This window comes from Lysinibacillus sp. 54212, assembly GCF_036662795.1.
Lineage (GTDB): Bacteria > Bacillota > Bacilli > Bacillales_A > Planococcaceae > Lysinibacillus_B.
Genome location: NZ_JBAFWZ010000005.1, coordinates 95,070 through 113,864, shown reverse-complemented (window position 1 = coordinate 113,864; position 18,795 = coordinate 95,070). Strand labels below are relative to the sequence as shown.

The window sequence follows — 18,795 nt, the reverse complement described above, 5'->3', positions numbered from 1 at the left end:
CCCCTATCAAATTATAACAAAGTAGTATTGGAGGTACTTTTATGCAGATTGAAATATTACAAAAGAAGGATTTATACGAAAAGAATACAATTCTAATGGTAGTATACGGGATTGCAGCAGGTTTAGGTGGGATGGCTCAATTTTTCATTGGTCGCCCTATCGGTTTGCCACTTTCATTGATGGTTCCTGCGTTCATTGCCCTGCTTTTTTTCCTAGTACAGCGAAAAGTAGAGAAACTGAGGCTCTACTTCCCTTACGTTGTTATTGTTGGCGCGACAGCTTGTATTTACGGTGCTATCGTATCCTACCAAACAACATTGGCGACTATTATTCTCAGTATTTTTGTTCTTATATTAAGTAGTATTCATAATAAATATTCAGTGGTAATTGCCGGTTATATCGGCTCCACACTTGGTTTAACATTCAACTTCCTATTAGATACTGAAGGTTTTGCAGTAGGCGGAGCAAATGTTTTTGTTACACAAGGATTAATGGCTGTTGCAATTGCCCTACAAGTACGCCAAAACAAAAAAATGCTATCCAATGTCGGCAACCTAATGCTCGATGCAAATGATAAGGTTGTTCGCGAAGAAGAACTCCACCGCCATCTTGAAGAAGCCGTAGAAAATATTACGGCAAAGCTTGAAATTATTACAGAAAGTACAAACTCAGCTGGGGTTGCACAGCAAAATATGATGTCATCTATTCAAGAGGTAATGGTTGGCGCTCATCGTCAGACTGATCATGTGCAAGAAATTGTGATGAACACGGAGTCTACGACAAACGAAATTGCCAATATCGTAAATCAACTCGGTACCATTCTAAATGAATCAGAACGAGCTGGCTCCACTGCTGCTGATGGTGCCGAAGCAATGAGTGCCATGAAATCTGAAATTGATATATTTACACAATTTTTCAACGAGCTGCATTCCACGTTTATGGGGCTATCTGGCAAGATTGATGAGACAAACAACTTTGCAACCGATATTAAACGGATTACGGAGCAAACGAACTTACTCGCATTAAATGCTTCAATTGAGGCTGCACGTGCTGGCGATCACGGGAAAGGCTTTGCTGTTGTAGCCGATGAAATTCGTAAACTTGCTAGCCATACTGATACTACACTTGTCAAAATTGATAGTAATCTCTCTGAAGTGAATCACTATAATAAAGATGCACTTCAAAAGCTGCAGGATGGCCTACAGCATATTACAACCCAAGTAGCCGCTACGGAACGTTCTACTTCTACATTTAACGAGCTGTTTTCATCGATGAAACAGTTACAGCAGGAGCTCGATGTATTTTCGAAGGCAACAAATTCAATTGAAAACAACAGTAAATCGATATTATTGAGTACTAATGAATTTGCTACAATCATTGAAGAAAGCTATCAGGCAATTGATCAATTAAGTAGCATTCTAGAAAAAGTAAACGGCGAACAGCAAATTATTACTAAAAACATTGAAGAAACCTATCAACGTGCATTAAGTATTAAATCAAGCTAAAAAAGCATGGGTCCCTCTCCTGGGACCCCATGCCTTTTATCCTTGTACACGTGTAATTTTTATATCTTTTACGATTTGGTTGATGACCCAGCTTGCTGCAATTAGTCCAGCAACGGACGGGACGAATGCGTTTGAGGATGGTGGCATTTTCGCCTTGCGAATCTCTGCGTTTGGGTTCCCAACTGTTTCGACTATATCAGGTCGGACTACGATTGGCGATTCATCCGAAAAGACAACTGTAATCCCCTTTTTGATGCCCTCTTTTTTCAGCTTTGTACGAATGACCTTTGCAAGTGGATCTGTATGTGTTTTGGAAATATCCACGATTTTAAAGCGTGTTGGATCCATTTTATTTGCAGCACCCATACTTGAAATAATCGGGATATTACGCTTTAAACATTCCTTCATAATATGGATTTTATACATGACCGTATCGCTTGCATCAATTACATAATCAATTCCTTGTGCAAAAAATTGCTCATAGGTTTCCTCTGTATAGAACATATGCATATCAATTACTTCACAATCTGGGTTAATATCAGCAATACGCTCCTTCATGACACCCGATTTTGACTTTCCAACAGTCGATAGGTACGCCACAAGCTGACGATTCACATTTGTAATATCAACATTATCCTTGTCCACTAAAATAATGCGGCCTACCCCACTACGAGCACAGGCTTCTGCTGCAAAGGAACCTACACCGCCCACACCTAAAATAGCAACAGTTGTATTTCTTAGCTTATCTAGCCCCTCACGTCCAACGGCTAGCTCGTTTCTTGAAAATTGATGTAACATGTTGAAACCTCTCAATCTATATTGTTCTACTCGGAATTATACACATGAAAAAACTCTCCTGCAAGTATAGAACAGAAGAGCAATGAAATAATCAAAATAGACGAACCCCGAATGCGCCGTCACTCAAAGCGATCGTTTTGAACCCGTACTCCGGCACGGGGGTGTCCTCACCATTGCATTAAACGTCCCGCTCCTTTGGGGCATGTTTGCTGCCTGTGGTATATGAACTCCCAACGATATAATGTTCGGTCAAAACTGTGTGGCAAGAAATAGTACGAACACTTCAGGATTCGTGTTAACTTTATAGTATCACCATTAGTCAGAATATTCAAACGTTAAATCCGAAAAAATCAATAAAAATTACTCAAGATGAAGGAATATTACAAGTCCCCAGACTGTACAAACTCAAAAAAATAGGTTTGTCTACGATCTTTCTACTTTTTAAAATAATCATTATGAAACCGTTGATTTCCGTTCCAGGCGCTCCCTTAGACGAAAGCGAAGCGGCAGTCACAACGCCTTCGTGACCAACATCGTGTTGTCCCGAGACCCCGCAGAATTTGCACTCCTGCAAATTTGAGGAGGCTCGGCGCTCGCCCACGAAAAGCGGAGTGGCGGGGCTTGCCGAATTACAAGGGAATACTTTTTCTACAGTCTGAAGTCCCAATAGCTTCATTATTTTATCTGATTCGGCGGAGAGTTGGACTCCGAGCCCTTAATCATTTCAACAATGAACACAAACATTGGAATACCAATCACAAGTCCCCAAGCACCAAATAGGATTTCACTCACCATAAGTACAATAAACGTATAGAATATCGGTAGCTTCATCGTAATCGAATAAAGCTTCGGATTTAAGAAGTATGATTCCAATGCATGAATCACCATTATCATAACAAACATATAAATTAAATATTTTGTACCCCCGACTTGAAACGCGATGATCGATAAGGGTACTAGGGAAATCACTACACCGATTACAGGCATTAATCCTAAAAAGAACACCATTAGAGCAAGCCCAATAATATTAGGAAAGCCTAAAATAACAAAGCCGGCCGTTGATAGGACTGTATTAACGATTGAAATCATGATTTGAACCTTAATCGCAATACCAAACGTATTTAAGAAGCTTTGACCAAATTGCACAAGCTGATCATAATATATCGCTGTTGATGGCGTACGAAATGATCGTGTAAAGACTTTAATTTTATCAATCTCTAAAATAAAAAAGAAGCTAAGTAAAATGGCAACAAAGGCTTGCAGCAAAAAGGCGCTAACACCTGCTGTTGCACCTAAAACCTTGGCACCAAAATTTTTCAAAATCCCTTGTAAATCTAGATTTTGAATAAAGCTATAAATCCTTGGAGGGATCAACTCCTCATACAGCTCAATATTAAAGGACGAGCCTTGAACAATGATGGCCGAAAATTGCTGTATGGCAACTGGTAAATATCGATAACCTGTAACTCCAATTATTAATAGCACAATGGAATACATCACAAATAATAGCAATTTTGGTTTTTTTAATTTTTTGGGTAGAAGATTTAATAATTTTAAGTAAAGTGTGTATCCTAAGTATGTAAAAATAAAAGTTAGTAATAAGAAATTTAAAGCATTCTTTAGAAAAAACAAAATAATTATGATGGCAAATATAGTGAGCCACTTCAAACTAACATTTTTTTTAATCAAATCCTTCACTAGCGCTGCGCCCCTTTAATAAATTCATGCTCTCTTCATTAAAGCATACTTACTATATAATCGCTTTATAAAATCACTTTTTGCCTCAATTTTTTATTTTGACGATTTCCCTTACCTATTATTCCTTTTTTTGTTAGTTATTATACAGTTTTTATTTTTCCATTTTTCAAGTAATTTCATATTCCATTTATTTAGATTATAATAGGCGTGAATTACAGTATTTTAGGAGGTCATTTTAATGACAACTCGTATAGAAAAAGATTTTTTAGGTACTTTAGAAATTCCAAAAGATGTGTATTATGGTGTCCAAACTGCTCGTGCACTTGAAAACTTCCCTATTACGAACATGACGATGCATAAGGAAATGGTTCATGCACTAGCAGTTGTGAAAAAAAGTGCAGCACTTGCAAATCTTGCTGTTGGAAAATTAGATGAAAAAATTGCAATGGCTATTGCCAAGGCTGCTGACGATATATTGGAAGGCCAATTACTAGATCAATTTGTAGTGGATCCAATACAAGGTGGCGCTGGTACCTCTATGAATATGAATGCTAACGAAGTTATCGCAAACCGTGCCCTTGAAATTATCGGTGAGGAAAAGGGTAATTATGCTATGATTAGTCCTAACTCTCATGTAAATATGGCACAATCGACAAACGACGCATTCCCAACTGCTATTCATATTGCAACAGTAGTAACACTAGGTAAATTAATCCTTGCAATGGAAAATATGAAAGAAAGCTTTGAAAAAAAATCGAAGGAGTTCGACCATATCGTAAAAATGGGACGTACTCACCTGCAGGATGCTATTCCAGTTCGTCTTGGACAAGAATTCGGCTCGTATGCAACGGTAATTGGTCGCGACATCGAGCGCATTAAGCGTGTTAAACAAGATCTATTCGAAGTAAACATCGGAGCGACAGCCATTGGGACAGGTTTAAATGCAGATAAGCGTTATATGGCGCATGCTGTAAAGTATATTGCTGAATTTACAGGCTATCCATTTGTTAATACGAAAAACTTAATCGATGGTACGCAAAATACAGATGTATATTTGCATACATCTTCTGTATTAAAAATAGCAATGGCAAACATTTCAAAAATCGCAAACGACTTACGCTTAATGGCTTCTGGTCCGAAAGCTGGCTTCTCTGAAATTCGTCTACCAGAACGTCAGCCAGGCTCTTCGATTATGCCAGGGAAAGTGAATCCAGTTATGCCTGAGGTAATTAACCAAATCGCTTTCCAAGTTATTGGTAATGATACAACGATTACAATGGCTTCAGAAGCTGGTCAATTTGAGCTCAATGTAATGGAGCCTGTTCTTGTACACAATTTATTACAATCTATCGAAATCATGACAAATGGCTTTACTGTCTTCACTAAATACTGTATCGATGGCATTGAAGCGAATGAAACTAAAATGATTCACTATGTAGAATCAAGCATCGGTGTTGTGACAGCACTTGCTCCTCACCTTGGCTATGAGCGTTCTTCACAAATTGCTCGTGAAGCGTTACAAACAAGTAAATCCGTACGTGAACTATGTATCGAGCACGGCTACTTCACAGCGGCTCAGCTAGATAAAATACTGGATCCGTTCGAAATGACTGAACCAGGTATTGCCGGTGAAAAGGAAATGCTGAAATTCTAAAAAGTGACCTATAAATATAACTGCTAAAATCTCCAGGTGAAATCAGGTGCCTGGAGTTTTTTAATTCGGGTATACTTTCTATTAATTCAGGCCAACCTTCTATTAATTTAGTAATACCTTCTATTAATTCACCCAAACTTTCTATTATCGACAGAGATTTGTCTATTAACATGCTCCCCCATTGAAAAATGCCATCCGACTCGAGGTCGAATGGCATTCTTATTTTTATGATTTAGCTACTTTCACCGCTAGACTTAGCTCTTCTAATTGTGCAGCTGAAACTGAAGATGGAGCAGACGTTAATAAGCAGCTTGCTGTTGCTGTTTTTGGGAAGGCAATTGTATCACGTAAGTTTGTACGTCCCGCAAGTAGCATAACAAAACGGTCAAGACCGAATGCTAAACCACCATGTGGAGGTACGCCGTATTCGAATGCTTCTAATAAGAAACCGAATTGCTCACGTGCTTCTTCCTCTGAGAAGCCTAGAAGCTTAAACATTTTATTTTGTAGCTCTGGCTCGAAAATACGTAGTGAACCACCACCAAGCTCGTAGCCGTTTAGAACGATATCATAAGCTTGTGCACGAACTTCTGCTGGGTTTGTATCCATTAACTCAAGGTCCTCATCGAACGGACGAGTGAATGGATGATGAGCTGCATAGTAGCGCCCTTCTTCCGCATCATATTCAAATAATGGCCAATCAACAACCCATAGGAATGCAAATTGTGACTCATCAATAAGCTCTAGCTCTTTACCAAGTTTTAAACGTAAGGCACCTAAAGCATCCGCTACGACATTTGATTTGTCAGCCCCGAATAATAATAAGTCGCCTGGCTCTGCCTTCATGCGCTCGATTAGCCCTTCAGCCATTTCGCCTTCAAAGAATTTTGCGATTGGTCCATTTAAGCCTTCTTCAGTAACCTTTAACCAAGCAAGACCTTTTGCTTTGTAAATCGATACGAATTCGCCAAGAGCATCGATATCTTTACGAGAGAATTTTTCTGCAGCGCCCTTTACATTGATGGCTTTTACTTCGCCACCTGCTTCAATTGCACCTGTAAATACTTTAAAGCTTGAATCCTTTACAATATCAGAAAGCTGTACGAGCTCTAAGCCGAAGCGTACATCTGGCTTATCTGAACCGAAACGATCCATTGCCTCTTTATAGCTCATACGTGGGAATGGTGCTGAGACCTCTACACCCTTTACATTTTTCATAACCTCTTGGATTAAGCGCTCGTTCATTTCGATAATTTCATCCATTGTCATAAACGATGTTTCAATATCGACTTGTGTAAATTCTGGCTGACGGTCAGCACGTAAATCTTCATCACGGAAGCAGCGTGCGATTTGGAAATATTTCTCGAAGCCAGATACCATTAAAAGCTGTTTAAATAACTGAGGTGATTGCGGTAATGCATAAAACTCACCTTCATGTACACGAGAAGGCACTAAATAGTCACGTGCACCCTCTGGCGTTGATTTTGTTAGGATTGGTGTTTCTACTTCTAGGAAGCCTTCTCTTTGTAAGAAGTTACGAATTGTTACCGTAACGTCAGAACGCATTTTAAATGTATCAAACATTACTGGACGACGTAGATCCAAGTAACGATATTTTAAACGTAAATCCTCTGCAACCTCTACTTTGTCTTCAATTGCAAATGGTGGATTTTTCGCTTCGTTGATGATTGTTAGAGTACCTGCAACGATTTCGATTTCACCTGTTTGAATGTTAGTGTTTACTTGTGACGCATCACGAAGTACTACTTTCCCTGTTACTTCGATTACGTATTCGTTACGTACTTTATCAGCGACTTCTAACGCCTCTTTTGCATGATCGCCAAATACAACTTGGACAATACCCGTACGGTCGCGCATATCAACAAAGATTAGTCCACCTAAGTCACGGCGTTTTTGTACCCAGCCTTTTAATACTACTTCTTGGCCTTGGTGAGCAGCTGTTACTTCACCACAGGCATGTGTTCTTTGTGCCATTACGTTTTCCTCCAATAGTGCCTTTATTTTTGTAAGTACGAGACTAAGTCTGTAAACGCTACTTTTTGCTGATCGCCTGTTGCCATTTCTTTTACGTTAACTGCCTGCTCCTCAAGCTCTGTTTCACCTAAAACGATGACATATTTTGCGCCTTGTCGATCGGCTGTTTTCATTTGTGCTTTCATTTTACGGTCCGCATAATCCATATCTGCCGAAATACCATTTGCACGGAACGTACTCACTAGGTCTATCGCTTTCGCTTTAGCCGCCTCACCCATAACGACAACATACATTTCAAGCTCGTCGTTTGTTTCAAGAGATACGCCTTCTGCTTCTAACGCTAATAATAAACGCTCAATTGATAGGGCAAAGCCAATGCCAGGTGCATCTGGTCCACCGATGTCTTCAACTAAACCGTTATAGCGACCACCACCACAAAGTGTTGTAATGGCACCAAAGCCTGAAGCTGTCGACATAATTTCAAATGCCGTGTGGTTGTAGTAATCTAAGCCACGAACGAGATTTGGATCGACTTCATAAGGAATGCCTAATACATCTAAATAATTAGTTACTTTTGCAAAATAGTCTGCAGAGTAGTCTGTTAAGTAATCCGTTAGGGCTGGGGCTGTAGCCATTAATGGATGCTCACGGTCTACTTTACAATCTAAAATACGTAAAGGATTTTTCTCTAAACGCTTTTGACAGTCCGAGCAAAACGCACCGATTTCTGGCTCAAAGTGACCAATAAGCGCTGTACGATGTGCTTCACGTGTCTCTTTATCGCCCAGTGAATTGATCACTAGCTTTAAATCCTTTAAGCCCACTTTTTTATATACATCCATTGCTAGTGCGATGACTTCTGCATCGATTGCAGGGTCCGCTGAGCCAATTGCTTCAACGCCAAATTGCACAAATTGACGGTAACGACCTGCTTGCTGACGCTCATAACGGAACATTGGCCCCATGTAAGATAGCTTTACAGGCTGATCCGGCTGACCGAACATTTTATGCTCTACGTATGAACGTACTGCAGCCGCTGTTCCTTCTGGGCGTAGCGTTAATGAACGCCCACCACGATCCTCAAATGTATACATTTCCTTTTGCACAATATCCGTTGTATCGCCCACACCACGCTGGAATAATTCTGTTGATTCGAACATCGGTGTACGAATCTCCTGATAACGGTATACATGACAAAGCTCACGTAAAACCGATTCTACTTTTTGCCACTTTTCCGATTGTCCCGGTAAAATATCTTGTGTTCCACGAGGTACTTTAAAGCTCATGTATCACACTTCCTTTCCTTTGTTTGCCACGCTTTATTATTCTGTTTTTATTCTCAGTTGACGCTGTGCAAGCACGGTCACAACTGGGCCACGACAAAAAATAAAAAGCTCCCGCCCCTCTGCCTTATAGCAAAGGGACGAAAGCTTATACTTCCGCGGTTCCACCCTAGTTGATGTATAACAATATACATCCTCTCGTATTCGGATAACGGCCGATTCCGTTTCTCCCTACTAAACATGTGTATTTCAGGAAAAAGCCTCTCAAGTGTTATTCGCATCATACTTACTGTAGGAAAGATTGCAGCCTTTGTCTTTCCCTCTCTTGTCAGCAGTGGTACTTACTACTTGCTTGGTCATTGGCATGTTATTTTAAGATTATACCTAATCATAATGATGTGGCATAAAGTTGTCAACTACTTTTTAGAAAAACACATTCCACCTGTAAAATACAGAGAAATGAGCGCTAATCTATTAGGGTTATTCATTTTATTATTAAATTTCCTATTTCCCTAAAAAAACACTAGATTTTGGTATATAATTGATTTTACAATAGAACTAGTATGATCGTTCGACAAGTTCCGATAACAATAGATTGAAAGGAGGCGTACTTTATGAAGAAGACGCTTCAGCTTTTTATAATTGGTATACTACTCGTTTCCTTAATTTTACCAAGTGCCCATACAATACATGTTGCACACGCAGAAACAAATGATTTAATCGTTTCTGGAGAAATCTTAAATTTACGAGAGGGACCAGGCCTATCCTACCCTATCATTGTAACATTAAAAGAGGGAGATAGCCTTTCATCCATTGAAAAATCAGGTGACTGGATTCATGTAAAGGCTGACAACCATGAAGGATGGGTTGCCAGCTGGTTAACTAAATCTAGTAGCGGAGAGGATAACAATAAGGAGCAAAAAATTATTATCTCACAAGTCGATCGGTTAAATGTTCGCTCCGAGCCCTCCTTATCCTCAACAGTGCTAACTCAGCTTTCCTCTGGACAAGAGGCAGCTTACATAAAGCAGCAAAAGGATTGGATTCAAATTCAATCTGGTAATATTACAGGGTGGGTTTCAGAAGCGTATGTGACAGTCAATGCCATATCGACGAGTGTCCCAAAAAAGGAGCAAGAAACGAAAGTAACAGATTCGAACACTTTTACAATTACAGTTGATGCTGTAAACATTCGATCAAAGCCTGACTTAACCTCAAAGCAACTTAAAGTAGCCAAACGTGGTGAACAGTATACAGTTCTAGCTCGTGAGAACAACTGGGTGCAAATTAAAATGAAGGATGGAAAGAAAGGCTGGATATACAGTTTTTATGGTACTTTTACGGGAAATAAAACAGTCCCTGCTACAAAAAAAGAAGCTCAAGATGAAAGTGTAACGATCATTTATAACGGAACAAACCTACGTGAGGAAGCTTCAACCGCTTCAGCTGTTGTTCTACGAGCCGATGCAGGGGAGACATTCCCAATTATCGCGAAGGAGGATGATTGGTTTAAAATCTCCTTAGGAAAAAACAAGTTCGCCTATGTAGCAAATTGGGTAGTCTCAACAACTGGACAACCCGTAGCAACCGAGCAAAAGAAGTCTGAGCCTCGAAAAAAAGGGACACTGAGAGGAACGACCATTGTCATCGATCCCGGACACGGTGGCAATGACCATGGGACTACTGGTGTACGTGGAACAGAAGAAAAGGATATTACATTATTAACTGCAGAACTATTAAAGTCAAAGCTTCGTGCTGCAGGTGCAAACGTCATACTAACACGTGAATCTGATACTTACGTCGATTTGAGAAAGCGTGTAGGTGTTGGCCATCAAAATGAAGCGGATGCCTTTATTAGTATTCATTATGATGCGACAGAGGATAGCTCCGTATCTGGAATAACAACCTACTACACAAATAGCTATCAAAAGAATTTGGCAGATTATGTGCATGCTGGATTATCGAAAAAAGTGAAGGTTCGTGATCGTGGTGTACAGCCTGGCAATTACTTAGTTTTACGAGAAAATCGACAAAATGCTATTTTAATTGAGCTTGGCTTTTTAAGTAATCCTAATGAGGAACGTACGATTGTGACAGACTACTATCGTGAACAGGCCACACTCGGTATTTATGAAGGACTATTAAAATATTTTGATGCACACTAATAAGAAAAGCGCAAGCGACCCGTTTAGCCCCGACAAGCGCTGGAGAAAGGCTCCTAGCGTGCTTGTCACGCGTAGAGACTTTCGAAGCGACCTCGAGGGGCTGGGCGCTAAAGCTAGACAATGCTCGAACTCCAAAAATTAATCTTTTCAAAATAAAAGGAGCAACTCATGAATCGAGCTGCTCCTTTTTCTTTACGCTGAAAAGAAATGATTGCTAGGCTTCAATGTAATCCACACAATTTCTTCCATACGAATAAAATTTGGTGACTGAATACTTTCCACTACAATATGATCTGGTAATACGGCAGTGAGTAAGCCTTGATGTTTATTATTTGCCGTAATTACGATGATTTGCTGCCCAATTAAGCTTGTAGCTGTTTCAAACAAATAAGGATTCGATACATGATTTCTAAGCACACTTACCGCCCCTTCACCATATGACGTTTCGCCGTATTGTATGAAGGGAGAGGTGAAAAGGTGCTATTTACCGAGAATCTACAAGTATCGTTACAGGGCCATCATTGATTAACGCTACATCCATCATTGCGCCAAATATGCCTGTTTCCACATGTAAGCCTTGCTCACGAAGTGCCTCATTAAATTTTTCCCATAGAGGCTTCGCATGTTCAGGTCTAGCAGCACCTGTAAAGCTTGGTCTTCTACCTTTTTTTGTTTCACCGTACAGGGTAAATTGTGAAACAGATAAGATCGCCCCGCCATGCTCCACAATAGAATGGTTCATCTTGCCATCCTCGTCTTCCCATAAACGAAGCTCTGCTACCTTTTTAGCAACGTATGCAACGTCTTCCTCTGTATCGTCATGCGTAATACCAACTAATAAGACATAGCCCTTATCAATAGCACCTGTTACGCTTCCATCGACTGTAACGGATGCTTGCTTTGACCGTTGAATTACAACTTTCATGAGTATAACCTTCTATCTTTAATTAATTACGCGCTGAACAGAATAAATATCTGGCAGCTGCTTTATTTTCTCCACTACTTTATGCAGCGCTGAAATATTCGAAATGGCAATCGTTAAATGAATTGTTGCGATTTTATCACGATCTGCACGCCCAGATACGGCCATAATATTTGTTTTTGCTTCACTTACAGCCTGCATAACATCATTTAATACGCCTGGACGGTCAAATGCAGATATTTCAATATCTACTGGATATTCCTTTCGTACAGGTGTTAGGCCACCTTCCCACTCAACCTCTATTAATCGTTCAGCATTATTATCCTCTTGAATATTAGGACAATCTGCACGGTGTACGGATACACCACGCCCTTTCGTAATAAAGCCGACGATTTCATCTCCTGGAACAGGGGTACAGCAGCGAGAAAGACGGATTAATAAATTATCGATACCCTTTACAACGACACCCGAATCCGTTCGCTTACGATTCGTTGGGTTGGCCATTTCCTTCGCGATTTTTTCTAGCGCTTCTTCATGCTCGCGCTCTCTACGCATTTTTTCTGCAAGTCGATTGACAATTTGCTGGGCAGTAATACCGCCTACAGCTACTGCTGCGTATAGATCCTCTTCATGTGCATAATTTAATTTATCTATTACACGTTTAATGTTTTCTGCTGAAAGAACCTCTTTAAGGTCGAATTCTTGAGATTTAATCTCCTTTTCAACCATTTCCTTTCCTTTTACAACATTATCCTCGCGTAAATTTTTCTTAAAGAACTGTTTAATTTTATGTTTTGCCTGTGACGACTGAGCGATTTTGATCCAGTCACGACTTGGACCAAAAGATTGCTTTGATGTTAGTACCTCGACAATATCGCCTGTTTTTAATGGCGTGTCGAGTGGCACCATTTTGCCGTTAACTTTAGCACCAATTGTTTTATTGCCTACCTCTGAGTGTACTCGATATGCAAAGTCAATTGGCACAGAACCAGCCGGGAGCTCTACTACGTCGCCCTTTGGTGTAAAAACATAGACCATGTCAGAGAATAAATCAAATTTTAAGGATTCCATAAATTCTTCCGCATTGGACGATTCATTCTGGAATTCTAATATTTCACGGAACCATGAAAGTTTATCATCAATACTTTCTCGTTTATTCTCAACCGCTTTACCTTCCTTATATGCCCAATGAGCCGCAATACCAAACTCTGCAATTTTATGCATTTCCTTCGTACGAATTTGGACCTCTAACGGATCACCATAAGGACCAATAACTGTCGTATGCAAGGATTGATATAAGTTTTGCTTTGGCATCGCAATATAATCTTTAAATCTGCCAGGCATCGGCTTCCATAGAGTATGGACAATACCAATTACCGCATAGCAGTCTTTAATGCTATCTACTAAAATACGAACAGCTAATAAGTCGTATATTTCATTAAACTGCTTTTTTTGTAACGCCATTTTACGATAAATACTATATAGATGCTTAGGACGACCGTAAATATCTGCATCTATTTCGACATCCTTAAGCTGCGATTTTATTTCATCAATTACGTTTTCTAAATAGGCTTCTCGCTCATCACGCTTTTTCTTCATTAAGCTAACAATCCGATAATATTGCTGTGGATTTAAATAGCGAAGGGACGTATCCTCTAGCTCCCACTTCACGGTCGAAATCCCTAATCGGTGTGCAAGTGGGGCAAAAATTTCCAGCGTTTCCTTTGATATACGACGCTGTTTTTCTGCGGGTAAGTGCTTTAATGTACGCATATTATGAAGTCGGTCCGCAAGCTTTATTAAGATCACTCGAATATCCTGTGCCATCGCAACGACCATTTTACGGTGGTTTTCAGCCTGTTGCTCCTCTTTTGACAGATATTTAATTTTTTCAAGCTTTGTCACGCCATCCACTAGCATCGCAACTTCTTCATTAAACTCTCGTACTAAATCTTCTCGTGTCACTACAGTGTCTTCGACGACATCATGCAAAAAGCCAGCCGCAACCGTTTCCGGATCCATTTGTAATTCAGCTAGGATGCCAGCAACTTGCACGGGGTGAATAATATACGGCTCACCCGAACTTCGAAACTGCTCTTTATGTGCCTCTTTCGCCACTTCATAGGCTTTTACTACAAAAGCGACATGCTCTTCATTCATATAGGATTTTACTAGCTCAAATACATCTTCGGGCGCTAAAATTTGTTCTTTCGCCATTGTATATCCACCTTGTTCAGTATATTTTCTCATCGTTATATAATAAGTTCAATTGTATAAAATAGTTGTATACATTGTAAAGACACTTTCAATCACAAGCTCATGTAATCTATAATTGTGACACTTTTTTGAAGAGTTTTCAACTTAAGAGCTAAATAAATAAAAATGACTACCCCGAAAGAAAGGTAGTCACAGTAAATTAGTATTGAATTAATGTTTTGATTTTGTGGTTGCCAATTTTTTCGCGACCATTTAATTCTTGTAGCTCGATTAAAAATGCACAGCCCACTACTTCGCCACCTAATTGCTCAATTAAACGAATTGTTGCCTCAACAGTTCCTCCTGTTGCTAATAGGTCATCACAAATTAATACCTTTTGTCCCGGCTTAACAGCGTCCTTATGCATCGTTAATGTATCTTGACCATACTCTAGACCATAATTTGCACTAATTACTTCTCGTGGTAATTTACCAGGCTTTCTTACAGGTGCAAAGCCAATTTCAAGTGAGTAGGCAACCGGACAGCCGATGATAAAGCCGCGCGCCTCAGGACCTACAATAATTTCAGCTCCTACCTCTTTAGCAAACTTTACGATTTCGTCCGTTGCATATTTATAGGCAGGTCCGTTATCCATTATTGTTGTAATATCCTTGAAGCTAATCCCCTCTTTTGGCCAGTTTTCCACTGTTGTAACGTATTGCTTTAAATCCATTATATATTTTCCTCCTTGAGAAGCGTTAGCAACTCTTCAGTCGTTCATTAAACCATTGCTTTAATTCTATATAAGTTGCATAGAGTAACTTCTGCTCTAATTCAATTTGTTCTGAACGCATTTTGTACGATGGTGCCTCTGATAATTCACGTTTTGGCGCATTATCAAGCACGGTCGTCAAGCCATCCTCTATTTTAACAAATCCGAGCTCAAAAAACACCTTTGTCATAAAATTAATTACGTCTGTATTTAGTCCGATATGCTGTGATAATTCATCCCTATGCGCATTTAAGTTAAATGTCGGACGTTTCTTTAAAAATCCATAATACCAGCTAAAGTGCTGTCTCGTAGGCATGCCATTAAAATATTGCGAATCTGGCGTGTAAAAATGGACGTACACTCGCTTTATGTCAATTCCTGTAAGCATATTTTCAAGTAATTCCACATTAGTTGGTAAATCTAGGAGTACGATGTAAGAGCCAATCGTTTCGAATGCTGACTCGTCCTGCACAAAATGAATACGCCTACCAATTATGCTCTCATACTTTTGGACAGTCTTTTCTTGAAACGCAATAAAATCTGTTCTCTCAATAGGAATTTTTGCGAGCCAATTAGCAGCCTGGCTTTTACCACGAAAATCAAAGAGCTGCCATTCATCCGTGCGAACATCTTGAATCATCAACTGCGTCTTTTTTTTGCCCTGCCATTCATTGATTTGTAGGTCGCCAACAAAAGAAACATTCACACCATATGAAATTTCATTGGAAAGATAACCTTTATGAAAGCCAATCGCGTCAATACTTCCATGTGCATCCTCTAGCTCCATTTTCACATGCGTTTCTCCAGCACCAATTCGACGCATCGAAGTAACCTTTACATTTTCCAAGGCAAAAACGGGTTTCGCAAACTCGGTTCCAAACGGACTTAAACGACGAATTTCCTCAATCGCCTCTACTGTAACCTCGCTTAGCTCTACAGGCACATCAATAGCTAGCTTCGGCATCAGCATCTCATCTGTCAGACAGGCCTGTGCCTGATTATGTAATCGCTCTCGAAGCTCATCCACATGCTCTATACGCAAGGTCATACCCGCTGCCATTGGATGCCCACCGAAATGTGGTAGTATATCACGATTTTTTGCTAGCTCATCATATAAATGAAAGCCCTCAATACTGCGAGCAGACCCTTTTGCTGTCCCCTTCTCCTCGTCTAGCGATAAAATAATCGTTGGCTTATAATACTTTTCAACTAAACGGGATGCAACAATGCCCACAACCCCCGCATTCCATCCTTCCTTAGCTACAACGAGAACAACACTATTTTTTATGTTAGTATTCTCCTCAATGATCGCTATCGCTTCATCCGTAATCGTATTGACGATATCCTTACGCTCTACATTTTTTGCTTGAAGTAATTTGGCAAGCTCAAGAGTCTCTCCTCTATCTTCACTCATTAAAAATTGCACGCCTGGCGTAGCATCGCCAAGACGACCGATTGCATTTAAGCGAGGTCCAAAGTAAAAGCCGATTGTCTCTTCATCAATTTCGGCTTGCTTTGCACCTGCAACTTCACATAGAGCTTTAACCCACTGATTTTGAGAGGACTGTAAATACTTAATCCCTTGTTGGACTAGGTAACGGTTTTCCCCCTTTAATGGAACTAAATCAGCTATCGTCCCAATCGCTACGTATTGGAATAAATGCTGGGGTATTTCCCCGTAAAGAGCATGTGCCAATTTAAATGCTACCCCTACACCAGCCAGTTCACCGAATGGATAATGTCCCTCTGGAACGCGAGGATGCAAAATAACGTTTGCATCTGGTAATATTTCACCAGCTTCATGATGATCGGTAATAATTACGTCCATTCCAAGCTCTTTTGCAACTCGTATGGGCTCTATTCCGCTAATTCCATTATCGACAGTTAGTATTAATTGCACTCCCTGTTTATGAGCCTTTCTAAATAGCTCTTCATTTGGTCCATAGCCGTGTGTAAAGCGGTTAGGTATCATGTAATCGACATCTGCTCCTAAATCAAGCAGCACGTTTAGCATAACTGTCGTGCTTGTGATTCCGTCGGCGTCATAATCTCCGTACACTAATATTTTTTCACCATTATTTATAGCCTGCTCAATACGTGAGACAGCTTCTTTCATCCCGTGCATAAGATATGGATTGTGCAATTGTTGGTCGTCCATTTTTAAGAGAGTAGCTGCTTCATTGCTATCCGTATAACCTCTAGCTACTAGAATTTTTGCAGCAATTGATGAAATTCCTAGCCCCTGCTGTAACTCTTTTACGGTTTCCGGATCAGGATGCTGTACAATCCATTTCTTAGATGAATCTATCATTACTATCACTTCCTTATGTTGTTCATTATACCGAGTTTTTTATTGAAAGGTAAAAATCAAATCCAAGAAGTAAAAAAAAAAACGGCAAATCAGCATTAACACTGATTTACCGAATAGATTATTCATTCGTGTTGTCTATTGATAAGAATGCCTTAATTTTTTTTCGTGTTTCAACAATAGCCTCTTCTTCTATCGTATCGGTTAAAACATTAGCACCAGCCTGAATATAGGCACGTTGATCCTTTATAAGCATCGATTGCTGCAGTAAGGTAAAATTCACATTGCCGTTCAAGCTAAAATACCCGATTGCCCCACCATAAAATGAACGCGCTACAGGCTCAATCTCATTAACAATTTGAGCTGCGGTTATTTTCGGTACACCACTAGAAGATGCAGGTGGTAATAAAGCCCGCAGTGCATCAATAGGATGCGACATCGGAAGTAAGGTTCCTTCAATATCCGTAGTTAATCGAATGGTATGTTTAAACTGAACTGGCTTCATATAATCGATTAATCGAATCGAATTTGGCAAACAGATCTTTTCTAAATCTTGTGTACACGTATCAACCATTATATTATGAGCACTTACTTCATTTCCGCTTTGCAGTAAATTTAATTCAACCTTCATATCTTCACGAGGTGTTGCACCACGTGGCTTTGCACCGGTGACAGGAGATATAACGACGCGACTGCCATCAATTTTGACAATACTTTCAGGCGATACCCCTACGATGACATAATCTGAGTATTGAAAGTAATACATAGAAGGTGCAGGTGTTTCCTTCCTTAACTTTCGATACAATGCGAAGGAATCTCCACTAAAATTCGCTATTAAACGTTTTGATAAGACGAGCTGAATCACTTGACCGCTTTTAATATATTGCTGCGCCGCCTTTATTAGCTTTGAATACTCCGCCTCTGTCATCCTGCTTTCAAACGGAGACAACTCAAATCTACCGCTCTCTTCTTCTTTTGACAGAAACACTTGATGTATTAGCGAATCGATATTCGCTTCTTCAAAGGTACGCTGGATTTCGTGATGTATAAAAATTACTTCTTCCGTTTTATGGTCAAAAATGATAATAGAATCGTAAAAATCAAATACAATATCCGGAATGTTAATTTCACATTCCTTACTAGAACCACCACTCATCCCATCATAGCTTACATACCCGATAGCCCCACCTATAAAAGGATATTCAAGATCATTACTAAACTCAGGCATAATTTCCTTTAATTTTCCAAGTGGGTCTCCATTATGTATTGTTGTTTTTCCTGTATAATGATTTGTCTCAACTAATTGATCACCCGAACCGACTACCGATACTAGCGGGTTTACCCCAATATATGTATAATCACCACTACCTTGAAATTGTCTTGAACCTTCTAATAAAAACTTACGTTGCCCTTGCAAACGACGAATAATTAAAATAGGTGTTATCGAATCACCATTCATTTTCTTAACTACCGTTCGAAATCCAACACGATACATACCA

At 39.7% G+C, this 18,795-nt stretch carries 13 protein-coding genes, 1 other RNA gene and 1 other annotated feature; of the genes, 3 read left to right on the top strand and 11 right to left on the bottom strand.

Translation table 11 applies throughout. The features are described 5' to 3' along the window. Nucleotides 1–41 precede the first annotated feature (41 nt). A complete protein-coding gene (locus tag V4T18_RS05185) occupies nt 42–1,505 on the top strand; it encodes a methyl-accepting chemotaxis protein (protein WP_332647249.1) in 1,464 nt (487 codons plus the stop codon). Nucleotides 1,506–1,541: 36 nt separating this feature from the next. Here V4T18_RS05185 and V4T18_RS05180 read toward each other — a convergent pair whose 3' ends face one another. The 3 genes from V4T18_RS05180 to V4T18_RS05170 all read right to left on the bottom strand — a co-directional run bounded on the left by V4T18_RS05180 (nt 1,542) and on the right by V4T18_RS05170 (nt 4,001). After that, nucleotides 1,542–2,303 carry a tRNA threonylcarbamoyladenosine dehydratase gene (locus V4T18_RS05180; protein ID WP_332647246.1) on the bottom strand — a complete coding sequence of 254 codons (762 nt, stop codon included), beginning with the start codon at nt 2,301–2,303 and terminating at the stop codon, nt 1,542–1,544. A 100-nt stretch (nt 2,304–2,403) separates the two neighbouring features. After that, a non-coding RNA gene (gene ssrS / locus V4T18_RS05175) (6S RNA) lies at nt 2,404–2,596 on the bottom strand. Nucleotides 2,597–2,978: 382 nt separating this feature from the next. Further along, complete coding sequence (locus tag V4T18_RS05170; protein WP_332647243.1) at nt 2,979–4,001, bottom strand: AI-2E family transporter; 1,023 nt, start codon at nt 3,999–4,001, stop codon at nt 2,979–2,981. A gap of 238 nt (nt 4,002–4,239) precedes the next feature. Here V4T18_RS05170 and aspA point away from each other — a divergent pair, with 238 nt between their 5' ends. Beyond that, nucleotides 4,240–5,655 (top strand): aspartate ammonia-lyase, encoded by a 1,416-nt coding sequence (aspA, locus tag V4T18_RS05165; RefSeq protein WP_332647241.1) that lies wholly within the window; start codon nt 4,240–4,242, stop codon nt 5,653–5,655. 225 nt (nt 5,656–5,880) lie between these two features. Here aspA and aspS read toward each other — a convergent pair whose 3' ends face one another. After that, entirely contained in the window at nt 5,881–7,650 is a 1,770-nt protein-coding gene (aspS, locus tag V4T18_RS05160) for an aspartate--tRNA ligase (RefSeq protein WP_332647239.1), read from the bottom strand. A 23-nt stretch (nt 7,651–7,673) separates the two neighbouring features. After that, complete coding sequence (gene hisS / locus V4T18_RS05155; RefSeq protein ID WP_332647237.1) at nt 7,674–8,936, bottom strand: histidine--tRNA ligase; 1,263 nt, start codon at nt 8,934–8,936, stop codon at nt 7,674–7,676. Nucleotides 8,937–9,066: 130 nt separating this feature from the next. Next, nucleotides 9,067–9,302: a binding site (T-box leader), on the bottom strand. A gap of 245 nt (nt 9,303–9,547) precedes the next feature. On the opposite strand from hisS, the gene V4T18_RS05150 reads away from it, so the two are divergent. Beyond that, entirely contained in the window at nt 9,548–11,098 is a 1,551-nt protein-coding gene (locus V4T18_RS05150) for an N-acetylmuramoyl-L-alanine amidase (protein WP_332647234.1), read from the top strand. Between the two features lie 192 nt (nt 11,099–11,290). Here V4T18_RS05150 and V4T18_RS05145 read toward each other — a convergent pair whose 3' ends face one another. From V4T18_RS05145 to V4T18_RS05120, 6 genes are all read right to left on the bottom strand, one after another. Next, nucleotides 11,291–11,515, bottom strand: coding sequence for a DUF2642 domain-containing protein (locus V4T18_RS05145; RefSeq protein ID WP_332647231.1), 225 nt, complete (start codon nt 11,513–11,515; stop codon nt 11,291–11,293). A gap of 67 nt (nt 11,516–11,582) precedes the next feature. Continuing rightward, the gene (gene dtd / locus V4T18_RS05140; RefSeq protein ID WP_332647228.1) at nt 11,583–12,023 is read right to left on the bottom strand and encodes a D-aminoacyl-tRNA deacylase; all 441 of its coding nucleotides are present in this window, start codon (nt 12,021–12,023) and stop codon (nt 11,583–11,585) included. Nucleotides 12,024–12,041: 18 nt separating this feature from the next. Continuing rightward, a complete protein-coding gene (locus V4T18_RS05135) occupies nt 12,042–14,237 on the bottom strand; it encodes a RelA/SpoT family protein (protein WP_332647224.1) in 2,196 nt (731 codons plus the stop codon). A 199-nt stretch (nt 14,238–14,436) separates the two neighbouring features. Further along, the gene (locus V4T18_RS05130; RefSeq protein ID WP_332647221.1) at nt 14,437–14,949 is read right to left on the bottom strand and encodes an adenine phosphoribosyltransferase; all 513 of its coding nucleotides are present in this window, start codon (nt 14,947–14,949) and stop codon (nt 14,437–14,439) included. Nucleotides 14,950–14,974: 25 nt separating this feature from the next. Next, nucleotides 14,975–17,299, bottom strand: coding sequence for a single-stranded-DNA-specific exonuclease RecJ (gene recJ, locus V4T18_RS05125; protein WP_332647218.1), 2,325 nt, complete (start codon nt 17,297–17,299; stop codon nt 14,975–14,977). A gap of 118 nt (nt 17,300–17,417) precedes the next feature. After that, entirely contained in the window at nt 17,418–18,791 is a 1,374-nt protein-coding gene (locus tag V4T18_RS05120; RefSeq protein WP_332647215.1) for a chorismate-binding protein, read from the bottom strand. Between the last annotated feature and the right edge of the window lie 4 nt (nt 18,792–18,795).

What these genes read in the sequence shown, in the direction of transcription:
- V4T18_RS05185 (WP_332647249.1), top strand. Translation starts at nt 42, where the DNA reads ATGCAGATTGAAATATTACAAAAGAAGGATTTATACGAAAAGAATACA.
- V4T18_RS05180 (WP_332647246.1), bottom strand. Translation starts at nt 2,303, where the DNA reads ATGTTACATCAATTTTCAAGAAACGAGCTAGCCGTTGGACGTGAGGGG.
- aspA (WP_332647241.1), top strand. Translation starts at nt 4,240, where the DNA reads ATGACAACTCGTATAGAAAAAGATTTTTTAGGTACTTTAGAAATTCCA.
- aspS (WP_332647239.1), bottom strand. Translation starts at nt 7,650, where the DNA reads ATGGCACAAAGAACACATGCCTGTGGTGAAGTAACAGCTGCTCACCAA.
- hisS (WP_332647237.1), bottom strand. Translation starts at nt 8,936, where the DNA reads ATGAGCTTTAAAGTACCTCGTGGAACACAAGATATTTTACCGGGACAA.
- V4T18_RS05150 (WP_332647234.1), top strand. Translation starts at nt 9,548, where the DNA reads ATGAAGAAGACGCTTCAGCTTTTTATAATTGGTATACTACTCGTTTCC.
- dtd (WP_332647228.1), bottom strand. Translation starts at nt 12,023, where the DNA reads ATGAAAGTTGTAATTCAACGGTCAAAGCAAGCATCCGTTACAGTCGAT.
- V4T18_RS05135 (WP_332647224.1), bottom strand. Translation starts at nt 14,237, where the DNA reads ATGGCGAAAGAACAAATTTTAGCGCCCGAAGATGTATTTGAGCTAGTA.
- V4T18_RS05130 (WP_332647221.1), bottom strand. Translation starts at nt 14,949, where the DNA reads ATGGATTTAAAGCAATACGTTACAACAGTGGAAAACTGGCCAAAAGAG.
- recJ (WP_332647218.1), bottom strand. Translation starts at nt 17,299, where the DNA reads ATGATAGATTCATCTAAGAAATGGATTGTACAGCATCCTGATCCGGAA.
- V4T18_RS05120 (WP_332647215.1), bottom strand. Translation starts at nt 18,791, where the DNA reads ATGTATCGTGTTGGATTTCGAACGGTAGTTAAGAAAATGAATGGTGAT.